At 61.0% G+C, this 16606-nt stretch carries 20 protein-coding genes; 4 read left to right on the top strand and 16 right to left on the bottom strand.

Features of this window, described 5'->3' with window-relative positions; all coding sequences use genetic code 11:
* Positions 1-45: 45 nt before the first annotated feature.
* The 3 genes from ABR989_RS07920 (at position 46) to ABR989_RS07910 (ending at position 2144) form a co-directional block, all read left to right on the top strand.
* Entirely contained in the window at positions 46-489 is a 444-nt protein-coding gene (locus ABR989_RS07920; RefSeq protein WP_428127341.1) for a cupredoxin domain-containing protein, read from the top strand.
* Between the two features lie 108 nt (positions 490-597).
* On the top strand, positions 598-1422 hold the full coding sequence (locus ABR989_RS07915) for a lipopolysaccharide kinase InaA family protein (protein ID WP_428127339.1): 825 nt from the start codon (positions 598-600) through the stop codon (positions 1420-1422).
* A complete protein-coding gene (locus ABR989_RS07910) occupies positions 1422-2144 on the top strand; it encodes a VIT1/CCC1 transporter family protein (RefSeq protein ID WP_428127337.1) in 723 nt (240 codons plus the stop codon). Before ABR989_RS07915 ends, ABR989_RS07910 begins: the two co-directional genes overlap by 1 nt.
* A gap of 26 nt (positions 2145-2170) precedes the next feature.
* Here the strand turns inward: ABR989_RS07910 and argJ are convergent, their stop codons facing one another.
* The 14 genes from argJ to ABR989_RS07840 form a co-directional block, all read right to left on the bottom strand.
* On the bottom strand, positions 2171-3367 hold the full coding sequence (gene argJ / locus ABR989_RS07905; protein ID WP_428127335.1) for a bifunctional glutamate N-acetyltransferase/amino-acid acetyltransferase ArgJ: 1197 nt from the start codon (positions 3365-3367) through the stop codon (positions 2171-2173).
* A 133-nt stretch (positions 3368-3500) separates the two neighbouring features.
* On the bottom strand, positions 3501-6179 hold the full coding sequence (secA, locus tag ABR989_RS07900; RefSeq protein WP_428127333.1) for a preprotein translocase subunit SecA: 2679 nt from the start codon (positions 6177-6179) through the stop codon (positions 3501-3503).
* A 190-nt stretch (positions 6180-6369) separates the two neighbouring features.
* Entirely contained in the window at positions 6370-7242 is an 873-nt protein-coding gene (murI, locus tag ABR989_RS07895) for a glutamate racemase (protein ID WP_428127331.1), read from the bottom strand.
* Positions 7243-7274: 32 nt separating this feature from the next.
* Complete coding sequence (locus ABR989_RS07890; RefSeq protein ID WP_428127328.1) at positions 7275-8375, bottom strand: SPL family radical SAM protein; 1101 nt, start codon at positions 8373-8375, stop codon at positions 7275-7277.
* Positions 8376-8385: 10 nt separating this feature from the next.
* The gene (locus ABR989_RS07885; RefSeq protein WP_428127325.1) at positions 8386-8922 is read right to left on the bottom strand and encodes a hypothetical protein; all 537 of its coding nucleotides are present in this window, start codon (positions 8920-8922) and stop codon (positions 8386-8388) included.
* Entirely contained in the window at positions 8912-9826 is a 915-nt protein-coding gene (locus ABR989_RS07880) for a glycosyltransferase family 2 protein (RefSeq protein ID WP_428127321.1), read from the bottom strand. Before ABR989_RS07880 ends, ABR989_RS07885 begins: the two co-directional genes overlap by 11 nt.
* 43 nt (positions 9827-9869) lie before the next feature.
* Positions 9870-11165 (bottom strand): ribosome biogenesis GTP-binding protein YihA/YsxC, encoded by a 1296-nt coding sequence (yihA, locus tag ABR989_RS07875; RefSeq protein ID WP_428127318.1) that lies wholly within the window; start codon positions 11163-11165, stop codon positions 9870-9872.
* Between the two features lie 123 nt (positions 11166-11288).
* A complete protein-coding gene (locus ABR989_RS07870) occupies positions 11289-11420 on the bottom strand; it encodes a DUF1156 domain-containing protein (protein ID WP_428127492.1) in 132 nt (43 codons plus the stop codon).
* A gap of 65 nt (positions 11421-11485) precedes the next feature.
* Positions 11486-12496 (bottom strand): hypothetical protein, encoded by a 1011-nt coding sequence (locus tag ABR989_RS07865; RefSeq protein ID WP_428127315.1) that lies wholly within the window; start codon positions 12494-12496, stop codon positions 11486-11488.
* Positions 12497-12634 (bottom strand): hypothetical protein, encoded by a 138-nt coding sequence (locus ABR989_RS07860; RefSeq protein WP_428127312.1) that lies wholly within the window; start codon positions 12632-12634, stop codon positions 12497-12499.
* Between the two features lie 153 nt (positions 12635-12787).
* A complete protein-coding gene (locus ABR989_RS07855; RefSeq protein WP_428127310.1) occupies positions 12788-13417 on the bottom strand; it encodes a hypothetical protein in 630 nt (209 codons plus the stop codon).
* 7 nt (positions 13418-13424) lie between these two features.
* Positions 13425-13559 carry a hypothetical protein gene (locus ABR989_RS07850; protein WP_428127307.1) on the bottom strand — a complete coding sequence of 45 codons (135 nt, stop codon included), beginning with the start codon at positions 13557-13559 and terminating at the stop codon, positions 13425-13427.
* A gap of 31 nt (positions 13560-13590) precedes the next feature.
* Entirely contained in the window at positions 13591-14190 is a 600-nt protein-coding gene (locus tag ABR989_RS07845) for an SRPBCC family protein (RefSeq protein ID WP_428127304.1), read from the bottom strand.
* 19 nt (positions 14191-14209) lie between these two features.
* Complete coding sequence (locus ABR989_RS07840) at positions 14210-14671, bottom strand: YbhB/YbcL family Raf kinase inhibitor-like protein (RefSeq protein WP_428127301.1); 462 nt, start codon at positions 14669-14671, stop codon at positions 14210-14212.
* 363 nt (positions 14672-15034) lie between these two features.
* Here ABR989_RS07840 and ABR989_RS07835 point away from each other — a divergent pair, with 363 nt between their 5' ends.
* Positions 15035-15259 (top strand): helix-turn-helix domain-containing protein, encoded by a 225-nt coding sequence (locus tag ABR989_RS07835; RefSeq protein ID WP_428127297.1) that lies wholly within the window; start codon positions 15035-15037, stop codon positions 15257-15259.
* A 144-nt stretch (positions 15260-15403) separates the two neighbouring features.
* Here the strand turns inward: ABR989_RS07835 and ABR989_RS07830 are convergent, their stop codons facing one another.
* Positions 15404-16183 (bottom strand): SDR family NAD(P)-dependent oxidoreductase, encoded by a 780-nt coding sequence (locus ABR989_RS07830; RefSeq protein WP_428127294.1) that lies wholly within the window; start codon positions 16181-16183, stop codon positions 15404-15406.
* A gap of 33 nt (positions 16184-16216) precedes the next feature.
* The gene (locus tag ABR989_RS07825) at positions 16217-16606 is read right to left on the bottom strand and encodes a DUF1634 domain-containing protein (RefSeq protein WP_428127291.1); all 390 of its coding nucleotides are present in this window, start codon (positions 16604-16606) and stop codon (positions 16217-16219) included.

The following is a 16606-nucleotide window of genomic DNA, read 5'->3' as shown; positions in this document are numbered from 1 at the left end:
CTCGTGATAGATTGTCATGACCTGCTGAACAAGGAGAAAACTTCGATGAGCAAGGCAATGTTGAAAACGATGGCCGCTATGGCGGTCGCGGCAGCATTCATGCTTCCGAGCGCGAGCCGGATCGCGGCGGCAGCCGACGCCGCCCCCTCGGCCGCAGCTGTGCCGGCACCCGCCGTGGACGAGCCCGGCACCAAGAGTTTCACGCTCGTCTCGGTCGAGATAGATGACACGAAGTTCTGGTTGCCCAGCGTGATCGCGGTTGAACAGGGCGACAAGGTAAAGCTCACGCTCAAGAATCAGGTGCCGGGCACGGGCCCGTCGAATCAGCACGGCTTTACGATTCCGGCATACAACATCGCGGAGATTGTGACACGCGGCACACCCAAGACGATCACGTTCGTCGCCGACAAGCCGGGAGTGTTTCCGTATTTTTGCCAGCTGCATCTTGCGCATATCGGCGGCTCGTTAATCGTCCTGCCCAAGAAGTAGCTTTTCGTTGCCAGGGCGCTGCCGGAGCGGCACGAGACTCGCAGACTCGCGCCTCGTCGGCGCGCCCCCGATGCCATCGGCGCGCGAAAGGGCTAGGCTTGATCGCGCATGCGCACGGTAGTCCTCTATGCGCGTTCGCCGGATTGGCGCGCGGTCGTCGAGCGCGCCGACGAATTGATGGCGTCGGCGGATTTTCGGGTGCTCAAGTCTGAAGCGCGCACGCTGGCTGGATTCCTCGACGTCCCCGGCGCCGGGCCCGCGTTCTTAAAGCGCGTCGAGGTTTCCTCATGGAGCCGCGGCGTTTACGCGCGATTTCGCGGTTCTCGCGCCGCGCGATCGCTCGCCGGCGCCGCGATGCTCCGGGCGCACGGCTTCGCGCATCCGGAGCCGCTGGCGGCCATGGATTTGTACCAGGCGGGTGCGATTCGAGCCTCTTATCTCGTCAGCCGCGCGCTCATCAACGCCGACTCTCTGAGCCGCTTCATGCTCGGCCCTGGAGAAATCAAGGGACGCAACGTGCATCGCCGCAAACAAATCTCCGATACGGTGGCCGCACAAATCCGGCGCCTCCACGAGTCCGGTCTTTACACTCGCGATCTGCAAGAGACCAACATCATGGTCGAGGAAAACGAGTCCGGCGGTTTCAAGGTGTACTTTATCGACCTCGAGGATTTCCGCCGCGCCGCCAACGTATCGTGGGATCGCCGAATTCTGAACCTGGTGCATCTCGATCGCAGCATCGGGCGATTTCTGTGCCGCGCGGCGCGGCTCGATTTTCTTTACTCCTACCTGGGCCATCGGCCGGACCGCGCGGCCGCGCGCAAGATGGTCGCCGAAGTTGGAGCGGCGCGCGAGTCAATCGATCGCCGCAAGCGCCGCGGCGTCCCAGCCACGGAGCGGGTCGTGGAGCCGCTCGCGGGAGGAACTGAGTAGTGGCTTTTTCGACCCGCATCCGCGAGTACGACCATCATACCGAGCAGGTCCACGCCGCCGGCGGAAGCTGGGTGCGCGACGTGATGCTCGGACTGAACGACGGACTGGTCGCCTCGTTCGCGGTTACCTCCGGCGTCGCGGGCGCGTTCGTCACGGGCAACGCGGCGATGATGGCGGGACTCTCGGAGATGCTCGGCGGCGCGGTAGCGATGGGGCTTGCGGCGTTCATCTCCGCGCGCTCGCAAATCGAGTTTTATCAAAGCGAGATAGAACGCGAACGCGACGAAATCCACCGATGGCCGGAACGCGAGCGCGAAGAGATCAGCACCATCTATCGAAAAAAGGGGTTCGCCGGGCCGCTGCTCGATCAGATCGTCGCGCACATCACGTCGGATCCCGAGCGATGGAGCAACGTGATGATGCGCGAGGAGCTGGGCTTCAACGAAGAATCCTTCGACAGCCCGATCCGCTCAGCGTTTGCCGTCGGGTTGTCGTATCTGTCAGGCGCGGCAGTGCCCGTCTGGGCGTACATTTTTTTCGAGCCGAGCCGGGCGCTGATCGTGTCGGCCATCTCGACCGTCGCGGCGCTGTTCGGCGCCGGCGCGCTGAAGACGATCATCACCAGCCGTTCGTGGTGGCGCAGCGGACTCGAAAGCATGTTGATTGGAATAGCAGCCGCGGGTGTGACTTATGCCGCGGGCCGCATGTTTGCCGGGCGCTGAAGCTTGCCATCGGGAATTGCCTGCGCTCAGGTCGTGTACTCCGCGTTGATTCGCACGTAATCGTAGCTCAGGTCGCAAGTCAGAATCCGGGCGCTCGATTTTCCCAACCGCAGATCGAGTCGCACGGCGAATTCGCGCTCTTTCATCGCAGTCCCCGCATCCGCCAGCGCCTCGGTCAGCAGCCGGCCGTTCGCGGCAACTTTCACTCCCCCGATCCACAGCATCAGCTTGCCGGGTTCGACGTATGCGCCGGACGATCCCGCCGCCATCAGGATTCGGCCCACGTTCGGATCGCATCCGAAGAACGCCGTCTTGACCAGCGGCGAGTTGGCGATTTGCCGGGCCGCACGCTCGGCGTCGGCAGGATTGCGAGCGCCGCGTACCTGGACGCTGACGAGCTTGGTCGCGCCCTCGCCGTCACGCACGAGTTCGCGCGCGAGCGCCGCCGAAATTTCCCCGACCGCGCGATCGAATGCCGCCTGCTCGCGTGCGCCGAATGCGCGATTTTCCGCGGCGCCGCTCGCCATAATAATCACCGTGTCGTTGGTTGACATGTCGCCGTCAACGGTGATCGCGTTGAAGCTCGCCGGCAGCGCGGACTTGAGCGATTTTTTCAGTAAAGAGGGAGCGATCACCGCGTCTGTGACCAGGTAGCCGAGCATCGTCGCCATCCTGGGCGAGATCATCCCGACACCTTTCACCGCGCCGGCGAGCGTGATGGTCGAGCCGCCGGCCTTGAAGCTGGTCGAGGCGGTCTTGACGCGCGTGTCAGTCGTCATGATCGCATGTGCGAAGTCGGCAAGCCCGTCTTCACGCAGCGATCGTACCGCATCGGCGGCGCCGCTTTTGAATTTCGCGTAGTCGTAGAGATGGCCGATCACACCGGTCGAGGATGGCGCGACGAGTTCCGGTGCGCATCCGAGAAGTCGCGCGACTTCCGCGCATGAGTCGCGCGCAAGGCGCATCCCTTCTGCGCCGGTGAAGCTGTTAGCGCATCCCGAGTTCGCGACGACTGCCTGCAAACGGCCCGACTTGACGCGATCCGCCGTCACATAGACCGGCGCGGCTTTCACACGATTGGCGGTGAACACCGCGGCTGCGGCGGCCGGGCGATCGGCGGCGATAAGGCCCAGGTCCAGCGCGCCCGCCCTGGTCTTCAGTCCCGCGCTGACGCCGGCGAATCGAAATCCGCGCACGGCGGCGGGCTCGAGTTCGACTTTCATCCGGCAAAATCCTCCGTGCGCCGAACTATACGCGGACCGAGCGCGCACGCAAGAGTGCGCGATGCGCGCGTCGCTCCGCGTGCGGTTGCGATCGCTTGCTCCAGCCGGCCTTGGTTGCGCCGGGGCCTCGATCTCACTTGCCGTGGCAGCGCTTGTACTTCTTGCCCGAGCCACACGGGCACGGATCGTTGCGGCCGACTTTTTCGGCGTCGCGCTTGACCGGCGTTGCGGCCGGCGTCTCGCTCTCGCCGCCGTGGCTCATTACGACGCGCTGCGGCTTGGGCTGCTGAATCTGCTCGACGTCCTGCTGGCGCTGCACCTGGACGGAAAAAACCTTTTCGACCACGTCCTGTTGCATCACCGCCATCAGCGCCTCGAACATCGTGAACCCTTCCTTCTGGTATTCGACCAGCGGATTCACCTGGGCGTAGCCGCGCAGCCCGATTCCTTCCTTCAGATGGTCCATCGCGAGCAGATGGTCCTTCCAGAGCGAATCGAGCGTCTGGAGCATCACGATCTTTTCGATTTGGCGCATCACCGGCTCGGTGAATTCCGCTTCGCGCTGATCGTAGAGCTGATGCACGCGCTCGGAACCGATCTCGGTCAGATCGTCGGCCGACTGAACCGGCTTGCCGCCCACTTCGGTCTGCGCGCTGAAGCCGGGGCGGAACTTGAACTGCTTGAAGAACGCGTCGTCGATCAGCTTCCAGTCCCATTGCGCCGGATCGACTTCGCTGTTCGCGTGAGCCGCGGCGATTTCCTCGATCAGCGCGTCGCACATGTCGAGCACGTCATCCTTGAGCGAGGCGCCGCTGAGCAGTTCGCGGCGGCGATGGTAAACGACCTCGCGCTGCTTGTTCATGACGTCGTCGTATTCGAGCAGATGCTTGCGGATGTCGAAGTTGTGCGATTCGACCTTCTTTTGCGCGTTTTCGATCGCGCGCGATATCCATCGATGCTCGATGGGCTCGTTGTCCTCCATCCCGATTCGGCCCATCAGGCCCTTGAGACGGTCGGCGCCGAAGATGCGGAGCAGGTCGTCCTCGAGCGACATGTAGAATCGCGACGAGCCGGGGTCGCCCTGGCGTCCCGAGCGGCCGCGGAGCTGGTTGTCGATTCGGCGCGACTCGTGGCGCTCGGTGCCGAGGATGTGCAAGCCGCCGGCCTCGAGCACTTTCTCGCGCTCGGCCTTGCACTGTTCGACGTACTTCGCGAGTGCAGCCTGGAAATTCGGATCGAGCGGGTCCTTGGTGCCGACTTCCGCCGCCGCCATGAACTCGGGATTTCCGCCGAGCACGATATCGGTGCCGCGACCGGCCATGTTGGTCGAGATCGTGACCGCGCCGAAACGGCCGGCCTGGGCGACGATTTCCGCTTCGCGCTCATGGTTTTTGGCGTTCAGCACGTAATGCTTGACGCTGGTGTTTTTGAGTTTGTCGGCGACGCGCTCGGACTTTTCGATCGAGACCGTGCCGACCAGCACCGGCTGGCCGCGTTCGTGGCAGTCGCGGATTTCCTCGATCACGGCGTCGAACTTCTCGCCTTCGGTTTTGTAAACGACGTCGTGATTGTCGATACGGATCATCGGCTGATTGGTCGGAATCACGACCACGTCAAGGTGGTAAATTTCCTTGAACTCGACCGCTTCCGTGTCGGCCGTGCCGGTCATCCCGGACAGCTTCTTGTACATTCGGAAGTAGTTTTGAAAGGTGATGGTGGCGAGGGTCTGGTTCTCCGACTCGATCTTGACGTTCTCCTTCGCCTCGACCGCCTGATGCAGCCCGTCGCTCCATCGCCGGCCCGGCATCAGCCGCCCGGTGAATTCATCGACGATGATCACCTCGCCTTCTTTGACGACGTAATCGACGTCGCGCTTGAACAACGTGTGCGCGCGAAGTCCCTGGTTGGCGTGATGCAGCAGCAGGATGTTGCGCGGGTCGTACAGGTTATCGACGCCGAGCAGTCGCTCGACTCGCGTCACGCCGTCCTCGGTCAGCGCCACGGTGCGCATCTTCTCGTCGATGGTGTAGTGCTCTTCGGGCTTGAGGCGCGGGATCACGCGATCCACCACATAATAAGTGTCGGTGGATTCCTCGGAGGCGCCGGAGATGATCAGCGGCGTGCGCGCCTCGTCGATCAGAATCGAGTCCACTTCGTCCACGATCGCGAAGTTGTGCTCGCGCTGGACGTAGTCCTCGATGTTGAACTTCATGTTGTCGCGCAGGTAGTCGAAGCCGAACTCGTTGTTCTGGCCGTAAGTGATATCGGCGCGGTAGGCGAGCTTGCGCTCCTGGTCGGTCACGCCGTGAACGACGACGCCGACCGTCAGGCCCAGGAATTTATAGATGCGCCCCATCCATTCGGAGTCGCGCCGGGCCAGGTAGTCGTTGACGGTGACGATGTGCACGCCGCGTCCCGCCAGCGCGTTGAGGACGGCGGGCAGAGTGGCGACGAGAGTCTTGCCCTCGCCGGTTTTCATTTCGGCGATTCGCCCCTGGTGCAGGATCATTCCGCCGATCAGTTGCACGTCGAAGTGGCGCTGGCCGATCGTCCGCTTGGAGCCCTCGCGCACGACGGCGAAGACTTGCGGCAGGATTTCGAGCATCGCATCGTCGCGCCGCTCGCGATCTTCGATCGCGCTGATATTCGCCTTCCATTCGGCGATTTTGCTGCGCAGTTCGTCGTCGCTCAGCGCCGAGGTCTCGGCTTCGAGCCGGTTGATCTCGTCTACGTCGGGACGCAGCCGTTTGATTTCGCGTTCGTTCTTCGAGCCGAAGATTTTCCGCGCTACGAGGGAAATAGCTGAAGCCATCTTATATGAGCGATTTTCGCGGCAAGTGTTTTTTTGAGATCAGGTTCTCGACGAGCCAGAGCGATGCGGTCTGACCGGTGGCACAGTGAAAGAGTGAAACAACTCCGCAAGTTTAGCTGGAAATCATCTTATCCCGAAATCGGGTCGGTAGGCAGGGGGTCATTCCCTGCACCAGGGTAAGGAGAGCGGACTAGCGCTCGATTCGGACGGCGGATTCGACCTGCGGGCCGAGAAATCTGCGACCGACGCGGACGAAACGATCGGGGGTCTCGGTCACGAAGAAACTCTGAATCCCTTTGCCGGTGCGCCGGGCGAGCTTGAGAATCCGCAGCCGGTCGCGCACGTCGGCCGCGGTCGCAGTCGCGGAGTCCACGATCTTCACGCGGGGCCCAAGAATTCGCGCGAACATATCGCGCAGCAGCGGGTAATGGGTGCATCCCAGCAGCAGCGTGTCGATGCCGCTCTGTTTGAGACTCTCGAGGTAGTGGGCGACGGTCAATTCCGCGACCGCATTGTCGGTCCATCCTTCCTCGGCCAGCGGCACCAGCAGCGGGCACGCGCGCGTGTAGATTTCGGAGCGCGGGCTTAGCCGCTGGATCGCGCGCGTGTAAGCGCCGGACGCGATCGTTGCTTCGGTGCCGATCACGCCTATTCTGCCGTTGCGCGAAGCCTTGACGGCGGCGCGCACGCCCGGCTCGATCACGCCGATCACGGGGATCATCGTGTCCGACGCGATTGCGTCGAGCGCGACCGCGCTGGACGTGTTGCAGGCGACCACCAGCATCTTGATTCCCTTGGCGAGCAGGAAGCCGGTGTTCTCCTTCGAGTAGCGGACGATGACTTCGTTGGATTTCGTGCCGTAGGGAAGCCGGGCAGTGTCGCCGAGGTAGATGAAATCTTCATTGGGCAGAGCCGCGGTCAGCGCTTTCAGGACGGTGAGTCCGCCGATTCCCGAATCGAACACGCCGATGGGCCGATCGATCGCCGCGCGCGAGCCGCGAAGAAGTCCGTTGGAAGGCGCGATCGAATTTGGCCGGGTTGCAGATTTTTTACGGGTCGGCATTATTTTTGAATCCGCGGGTGTGCGGCCCGTGCTCAGTCGCGCGCGAGGCGGTTGCCGATTATAGCCGGCCGTGAGGGCGCCGCGCCAAAGACGCTTTCATGGACGCTGGCCGCTTCCATGCACAGATAGGCGGGGATTTCCGCGCCCGCTTTTCGGAAGCGATCGGCAAGCGTGCGGTAGAGGTTGAGGCGCAGCGGGGTGAATGTCCGAAACCGTCCGTCAGCGGCGAGCACGTCCTCGCCGCATAGCATCGGATCGCCGGGGAAACGGCTGCGCGCGGCGCCGCGCAACCGCGGCGTCATCCGCAGACCGCCCATGCTGATGAACGAGATTTGTTTGGGCGCGATAGTGTCCAGCAACTCGTCGATCAGCAGCAGGTAATCGCGCTCGGCGCCGGGATATGCGATCAACGGATCGAGATGGAACGCCACGCGGTAGCCGGCGTCGAGGACGGCGCGCGCCGCCGCGATTCGCGCCGTGGGCGAGGCGGTGAGATGCTCCGAGCTTCGATAGACGGCGGCCGGCGACAAGGTCCACGAGACGAGCACGCGGCCGCGCGGGTCCCGGCCAAGAAGATTTTCAATTTCGTCGGTTTTGGTCTTGAGCTCGAGCGTCAGATTCTCGCGCGAGGCAAAAAAATCGATCAGGTCGCGGCTGATCGAGGTAATCGAGTCGAACGCGAGCGAATCCGCCAGCTCAGCGGTGCCGACGCGGAAGCTGCGCCCGCGAGCGTTGTCGATGAGCCGGTCGAGCTCGTCGAATGAATCGGTGAAATTCGCATATACCTGGAAGGCGGGATTGTCAGCCAGATATTCCTGCAGAAAGCAGTACGAGCAATCCATCGGGCAGTTCGATGCGAGCGTGAGCACGAGGTATCCGCAGCAGGCGAACCTGGAGGAGCCTGCGTGACACGGCATCAGGAACGGAGTCTTGCGCCGCGCGATCACCATCCGGCGTTTGCCTGCCCCGAACGGATCGCGCGCGCCGGATGCGGGCCTGGTCGCCTCGCGCGTTTCGTTGTCGGCGACATGCGTGACGGGCACATGGCGCGGGAGCGCGCGCAGGATGCGAGTCGCCAGCGCAGAGCCGGCGCATCCGTGCTCGACAAGCACGGCGTCGAGGTCAAATTTCATTTTTCACTTTTCACCTTTTACCGCCAAGCATTTCAATAATCCTTGTCAGTCCCGTGCGCGAGCGATCCAGCGCCTCGAGCAGGCGCGCCAGTTCGGCGGCGCTTCGCACCCGAAGCGAAACGGTGAGCTCATCAGAGCCAAGCTCTTTGGGCAAGACCACCGAAATTCCGCGGGGGAGCTTCAGCGCCGAGACTTCAGAGCGGATCTGCTCCTGCATTTTCTTAAGGAGGGGGTAGCGAAGCGTTCGAAGCGCTTCGAGCAGCGCGCTCGCGCGCGACGGCGCGGAGCCGGGACCGCCCGCAATGCGCCTGATTTCGGGGCGGCCGAGAACGCCGGCGGCTGTGACGTGCTCGCGCACGGCGATTTCCTCAAGCGTCTCCAGTGCGGTCATCAATTGACCGGTCCGCAGGCGGATGACGCGCGCGATATCGAGCATCGCGGCACGCGACGCCGGGTCCATCGCGAGCCATCGCGCAAGATGGCTCGGCGGCAGCCGTCGCTCGGCAGCGAGCATCCGAATCTGCGCGTCGATCTCGTCAGCATTCATGTGGAATTTCGCGAATCATGGATCGCATCGCCTTGACCGTGCATCCGATTTCAGGAGCCGCACGCGTATCCCAGCCTCGCGCCTGTTCAGCGACCGATTCGTACAGTCGCGCCTCGTCGATTCTGCCTCGTCGCCGAAGGCCGCCCGCGTAGATACGGCATTTTTCGGCCAATACTTCGACCACCGAAGTTCGCCGCGCCGGGGAAAGCCGGTCGTCCGCGAGCAATTTTGCAAGCGCGAGAATGCGGAAGCGATCGAGGGCAGGAGTCGTGGCCGAGGTTTGATCGGGATGCCCGCCGCGGCGCGTCACCAGCGGTTCGTCGAGCAGGCCGGCTTCATGGTCGATGAGAATTCGCAGCCATAGATCGTAGTCTTCGGCGGCGGTCATGAGCTCGTCGAAGCCGCCAAATGAGCGGAAAAGATCGGTGCGTATCATCACCGACGACATGGCAATCAGGCAGGTGCGGAGCGAGTCGATGAAAATATCGCCGGCGCGCTTGCGATGGCGGTGGCCGGGATTCACGCGCCGCCCGTTGCGGATCCAGATTTCGTTGGTTTGCGAGATCGCGCAGCCGGGGTTGTCGCGCATGAACGCGAGCTGGCGTTCGAGCTTGGTCGGCGACCAGAGATCGTCGGAATCGAGGAATGCGATCAGCGGCGCGCGCGCGATGGCGACGCCGCGGTTTCGCGCCGCGGCCGGACCGCGATGATCGATGCGGTCAATTTTCATTCGGATCGTTTCAGCCAGCCGCGCCAGGTGCTCGGCGGTCCCATCGGTCGAGCCGTCGTCGATGACGATCAACTCGAACGCCGGGGTCGATTGGGCGAGCACGGAATCGATCGCCTCAAGCAGCATCGCGCATCGATTGTAAGCCGGGATAATTACCGAAACTTCTGGTCTCATCCTGATGCAGCGTCCCGGACGGCAGCGCCTCGGGTCTTCAGCCTTACTGTACTTTGCCCAACAGAGCCCGCTGCGCGTATGTCCGAATATCGCTACGCAGGTTTGGATGGTCATCCAAATATTTCTGGATAATGTTCGCTCCCAGACAAGCGTCGTCAACCAGGTGGCCGAGTCCATGCAGAGCCGATTGCTGACACGCGAGGCTTGGTATTGTGATTATGCGGGCGAGCGTATTGACGGATTCCTTGTCGATTTCAGGATCGCGGACCTCCGAGTAAGTACCGTCGGGATTATCCTCACGGTGACAAGCATGGTGTATCGCAAGATCCCAGAGCATGAAGCAAATGTAATCCAGTGGCTTCGTGCCTTTGCAGACATCGTCCGAACACCTCGGCGCGAACAACTCGCGGGAAAGACCCTCAATTGATCGGATGCAACGCTTTCGAAGATTAAGATCGACTCTGCCGTCTATGAGCCAGTGGAAATGTTTAGAGCAGGATGTACTGACAATGAAATCGAGACCCTGATTGATCTGAGCGTCGCTATAACAAGACAGGTACTGCAACGGATTCTCGAAGAGTTTTGCAACGAACGCTAATGCCGGCATCGGCGGCCGGTCCAACCACCTGCCGCCTTCATCGTAGTCAGGCTCCTGCCACCACCATTCGTCCGACGTGTTTTCTGCAACCGGGTGGTCGAAAACCCATTTCAGCCATTCGTCGAAAGTCGCAGAATTCGATTCGCTATGCGGCCCGGGTTCAGCGGCATCCATCCGATCGACGGCAAGGATTCGGCGGCGCAGATCGTCGATTCCCTCGCCGGACGTCGCCGAACAGAAGATCGGCGCCACGCGCATCGAGTCGAAACGTTTGAGCGCGGCTGCGCGCTCCGAACGGCGCAGCTTGTCACACTTGGTCGCGACCGGAATTACTTCGATGCCGCGCTCCGCGGCCATCGCCGCCAGATCGAGTTCGTCGTGCTGAGGACCGCGGCGGCAATCGACGAGAATCGCGATGGCGGCGAGATTGACGCGCTCGTGGATGTATTCGTGCATCATAAAAGCGATTTTGGCCGCTTCCTCATGACCCATCTTCGCGTAGCCGAAGCCGGGCAGGTCGCATAGCGCGAGCGTGTCGCCGACCGAGAAGAAGTTGAGGCATCGCGTGCGTCCGGGGGTTTTGCTGGTCCGCGCGAGACCCTTCACTCCGGCGAGCGCGTTGAGCAGGGAACTCTTGCCCACGTTGGAGCGGCCGGCGAGCGCGACCTCGGCGCGCTTCCATCGCGGGCATCCGTCGAGAGCGAACGCGGATGCTACGAATTCTGCGTTGAAGCGGATCATGGTATGGGTCGCTTGAACATGACTAATCAGGTCCTACTCGTCGGTACCTCGGGCGACGCTGACGCACCGCGTCGTCTTTGGTCACAGATCCTCACTGTGTCCTTGAACTCTTCCGGACAGTCCTCATCGCACGGGTCGGGGAGCAGCAGCGCCAGCAGCGTTGCGCGGCGGGCGGCCTGGCGGCCGTCGCGCGCACCAGAGATGGAGCGTGCTCGGATGCCCATGCCGGACGGATTTTTCAAGTGCCGAATGCACGCTCACCAACGCAATTGGAGACCTTATCTCTGCTAGCTGTCTTGCATTCCTTGGATACCATTCATTCAGGCCGCAAGCGTGGCGAGAATCCTGTCACGAAGTCTGGTACGCAGCTCCGCTGGCGTTTCCCAGACGATGTGGTTGTACTGCCGAGTGTCGAAATGGACGTTAGCGAGATCGTCCTTTCTGCAGCACCAGATGACCGGCATGCCCAATCCCATTGCAAATCCGGCCTCGAAATAAACGCCTGGCCGCTGATTTGTCACGTCGGCTACAAGAAACCTGGCTCTTCGAATCTCGGAGACGATTCGGTCGCAAATTTTCTCGTTATGCTCGATCTTGTCTACCCGCAATGCCTGGTAGCCAGCGTCGCATATGCCCGGAGTGAGACCTTCGAGAAAGGCGTCGTCCAGTTCCGTGGCGAATGACATGGCGACGAAAGCGACACGACCGCCGCCGAGCGAAGCGATGCGTTTCCAACCCTCAACCGTGACGATGGTTTCGCGATCGTACTCTATCTCCGGATCCTGCCCGGAGATCTTTGCGTCCAAACCTGCTGGTCGTTCGATCCAACCTGCGTGAGCGAGGTATTCCAGATAATAGTCGAATTCCTCGGCCTCGATAGCATGTGGCACAGGATAATCGTAGTACGCGTTTACCCCTACGGGTTTTCCGGGGTAGTCAGTCCGTCGCGCGAGAAAGCGAAGCAGCCTATCTGCACGGTCTGGAACAGACGTATGCGCGTAGGTTTCGGCTAGCAGCTCCATCTCAGAAAGGTCGAAAGGTACTGGAAATTCAGCCCGCCTGCCGGTTTCCTGGCATTCACGGCTGTAGATAGACAGATACTTCCGTAGGAGCTCGCGGCCGCGCGGCTGATCGGAGCGTCTGACTCTCTTCTCAAGCAGAAACTGAGGTATCCGTCCTATATCCCAGTTTTCAGGAATCCGGGACGGAATTGAGAACTCCCCGCATCGCCGACAACGAACCGCCGTGCGATCGCCATCGGGATCAGATGAGCTGGCAGCGAGCGGTTGGCTCAAGTCGCAGAGCGGACATGCAATCTTCCCCGCGGTCATCTACATCTCTCCTAGGATTATTTTGGAAACGGGCGCAAATACTTCGCCTCGTTGCGCGGCGATCGCCTTCTTTCGGCGCAAGAGGTCGTTGAGATCAATCTGACCCTCCAGGACGGCCATCAGGTCAGCGCCGTCCATGCAGACAATTCGCGGCCGATTTCCCTGCCGATACCGATCGAGTGCTTCCCCGGTGTACCCATGGATCGAAATGAACAGCCCAAGTGTATTGTCCAGGTTTGACCCGACTGCGCCATCGAGATCGCGAAGCGCTTCCAGATTTGCAGGGGCCTTCTACCACTTCGCCTCAAGCAAAAAATCGGTCGACTCGTGGACGAACGCGCCGTCGATCTGTTCTCCGGCAAGGCGAAATGGCCCGCGCGGCTGCAATTCGAAAAGATCGAAGACTTGGTACAGGAGATCTTCTAATCCGTAGCCGCTCTGCTGCCGGTCGAGCGCGGCATACAAGGTTAAGAAATGCTGCTTTAGATGTTCGCGCGTCTCCGAGAACGATTGCTTTCGAGCTCTCTCGTCCTGCTCGCGACGCCGCTGTTCCTGCTTCGTACGTTCCGCTTCCAGCGACGCATCGTGCTTTTCGACCAAGACCCTCAGATGCTCCAACGAATCTTCCGCCTCTCGTTTTCGCTTCTGGCCGTCCGAGAGCCACAGAAGGTGATTGCCATCTTTGTAGTGAAGGGTTTCGGCGAGGATTCGGCGTAATGGTCCAAGCCCGTCCGGTGATCCGTTGAGGGAGTCAATGACGGGATCGATGATGTGAAACTTGTATCCGTTCCAATCTTGGGCGTTTGTCAGATTGGCTGGAACATCGCAGCGGCTAAACAATTCGCGAAGGTCTTTCTTCGTCCAGAATACATTGACGAGAGCCTTTTTGAGTGCACGCGCAACGCTGTCTGGAAAATGCATCTTCGTGTTATTTTGCGAGATCCTTCACCGACAACGCGTAATGGTCGATCTTACGGATCTCGTCCCACTCGATTTGCGCTGTATCTTTGATCGTCATCAATTTCGCGCCTTCCGCCTGCCTGCGGCAAGTCATTACGTTCATCGTACTGCTCGCGCGGAAACGGCGGGCGCCGTCAGGGTTCGTCGTCACGGGAGGGGGTCTCGTCGGCGGTCTTGATGTTGAGGGTGCGCTTCAAGGTTTCGAGCTGCGCGATGAAGATGCCGCGAATGACCTGCTTGATGACGCCGTCGGGGACGGGAAACGACTGCAGCAGATGCGTGGTTTCGTGGTAGTCGATGAACGTGCTCGCGCCTTCATCGCCGAGTTGGTACACGGCCTGAGTATCGAGCAGCGGATTGTCGACGGTGTGATAGGCGATCTTGTTCTGGTCGGGCAGGTACTCGAACTCAAGCTCGGTGGTAATCGTTTGTCCGCCCGGTCCCGCGATATCCATATCGACGGTCTTTTTATTTCCGCTCTGGGATACGACGCGCACCGCCTTGACCTGATCGTTGTGCATTTTTTCGACGTCGCGAATCGCGGTGAAGACGGTCTGCTCGGGGGCCGGGATGCGCGCGGTGAAATCGGCCTTCCAGACGTTGCCGTCATGCCCGATGTTCTCGGTGAGCAGGCCGGCCTGCCGCGCGCGATGTATTTGATAGTAACGCCATCCCACGATCGCGACGACTGCGAGAACAATCACTCCAGCCAGGATTTTGAGTACTGTCTTCATCGATGAATCCGCTTTTACCTCATCGTTCGAATGTGCCGACCAATTCCGCGGTCGCGACGACGTGACCTCTCATCGCGGACTGGACGGCGGCCGCGTCCGCCGGGTCGCCGGGAGTCAACGTCGAATCCAGCGCGAAGAGATGAAAACGATAGTGATGCATTTTCCCCGGCGGCGGACACGGTCCATTGTAGCCGATATGCTCGAAGCTGTTGATTCCATTTGTTCCGCCGCCGGCAATTTCCGCGGTTTGCGGCACGCCTGCCGGCAGCGAAGTTTCGCCAGCCGCAATATTGTACGCCACCCAATGAAAAAATGTTCCATGGGGAGCGTCGGGGTCGTCGACGATCAATGCAAATGATTTCGTTTTCGTTGATTGCGGCGCATCGCTCCATGCGAGCGCGGGGGATCGATCGGCGCCAGTACATGCGTAGTCATCGGCAATTGCGGCTCCGGGAGCGATCGCGGGGCTGGTCAGCCTCATTTGGGCTTGGGCTGGTTGGGCGTGAGCAAGGCCAAGCCAGGCGAAGATTAGCAAAATTGAAATTCGCGTACTTGGCATGCTTATGACCTCATTTCAAGGCACTCACAGGCATCGTTTAGAGCTTAGCTGAGCATTTTGTTATCGAAATCTCTGCAAGAATAGCTGACTTCACATACAATAAAGGAGAGAAACGCGAAAAGTACCAGAAGTCCCCTTAAGCACCTCTTGACCGCCAGTGATTATTTTGAGACTCTCATACAGGCTCATGGTGGGCGTAACGGGCGGATTGAATCATTCGAGATGCGAAAAAAGGCATCAAATCCAGGGAGTAGGCGACCGACGGGGACGTTACCGGGGAGTATCATGGCTAATGAAACCAAGTATAACCTGCCGCGCGTGATGACGGTCAAGGAATTGTCCGAATATCTGCGTGTGCATCCATCGACAATCTACAAGCTGCTTCGTCGCGGAGAGCTGCCGGGCTTTCGGATCGGCACCGATTGGCGTTTCAACGCCGAGGTGATCGACCGTTGGTGTCTGGAGCGAAACATGAAGGCTCCGGACGGCGGCACCTCCAGCCAGAACTGACGCGCGAGATCATCGAGTCGCGCGCGCCCGGCGGCAGCCCGGACGCGAATGCGGAGTAGTCTCCGTCGCCGCAGAGTCGCGCTTCAATCGACGCGCGCTACATTCAGCTCGCAGCGGAGGCGGTCATCGACCGCCTCTGTTTTTTTATCTCAGGGAGCCGGGGGCGCGACGCGGATCGACGATTTGGCGGCCACTCGGGCGAATTTCCAGCGCGCATCCGAACAGCGAATCGTCGCGGACGAGGCTGACGACTGCGTCGGCGATTTCCTCGGGCTGAATCATCTTCGCCGGTATCCAAGCTCTCGCCAAAAACCCAAGTTTGGTGGCCGCCTCGAGTCCCTTGTGCACCATCGGAGTATCGACGATTCCCGGGCAGACGCAGTTGACGCGGATTTTCCGTTCCGCTTCCCAGAACGCCAGGGAATGCGTGAAGTTCACAACGCCGCCCTTGGCCGCGCCATAAACCACGTCCTGGCGATGCGGATACAAGCCGGCCATCGAGGCCGTGTTGACGATGGCGCCGCCGCCGTTCGCTTGCATCAGCGGAGCCGCGAGGCCGGTGCCGAGAATGACGGCCTGCAGGTCGATCTCGATCACCAGGCGCCATCGCTCAGGCGGTGCTTCGGGAAAGCCGGGCGCGCCCACGCCGATGCCGGCGTTGTTGTGCAGGATGTCGAGGCGGCCGAACTCGGAGACCGCGGTGTCGAGCATCCGGCGAGCGTCCTCGATCCTGGTGACGTCTGCCTTCACAAAAACGGCACGGCTGCCGGCGGTCTTGATACGCTTGACGGTTTCGGCGCCGCCGGCTTCGTCGAGATCGGCGACCACGATCGCGGCGCCTTCTTTCGCCAACCGCTGTGCCGTTGCACGCCCGATCCCCGATGAGCCGCCGGTGACGACGCCGACCTTTCCCTTTATTTCCATTGCGCGATCCTCCGTCCGAATACTAATCGATCACTAACCGACATTCCCTACCAGCACACCAACGATCAACCCTGCGAGCACGTAGGCCGTAAGAGCAACATACGTGTAGTCGCGTTCCCGGATGAAGAGGACGAAGCAGAACGCGACGCGCGCGAGCGGGACCAGCGTCAGCACGAACAGCCCGATCGTCAGCACCGCATGCGGATTGCCTTGCCGGACCCCGTCAAACAACCGGCCAATCGTTTCCTTGCCGATCAGGTGACCATGCTGCGCCGCCTGGTAGCGCTCGACATAGTAGTCCGGGGCGAAGGTGTAGGTCAGGACGAGTCCGGCGCCGAGTACGAGCATCGCGACGATGAGAATCGACCGCAGCAGAATCGGCGTCCATTCCCTGAGTATCCGGTCTTCTTCGTGTTTCGGCAT

It is taken from the genome of Binatus soli (SeqCode), from assembly GCF_050015535.1.
GTDB lineage: Bacteria > Desulfobacterota > Binatia > Binatales > Binataceae > Binatus > Binatus soli.
The sequence above is the reverse complement of the archived record's forward strand: the minus strand, read 5'-3'. Positions and strand labels throughout refer to the sequence as shown.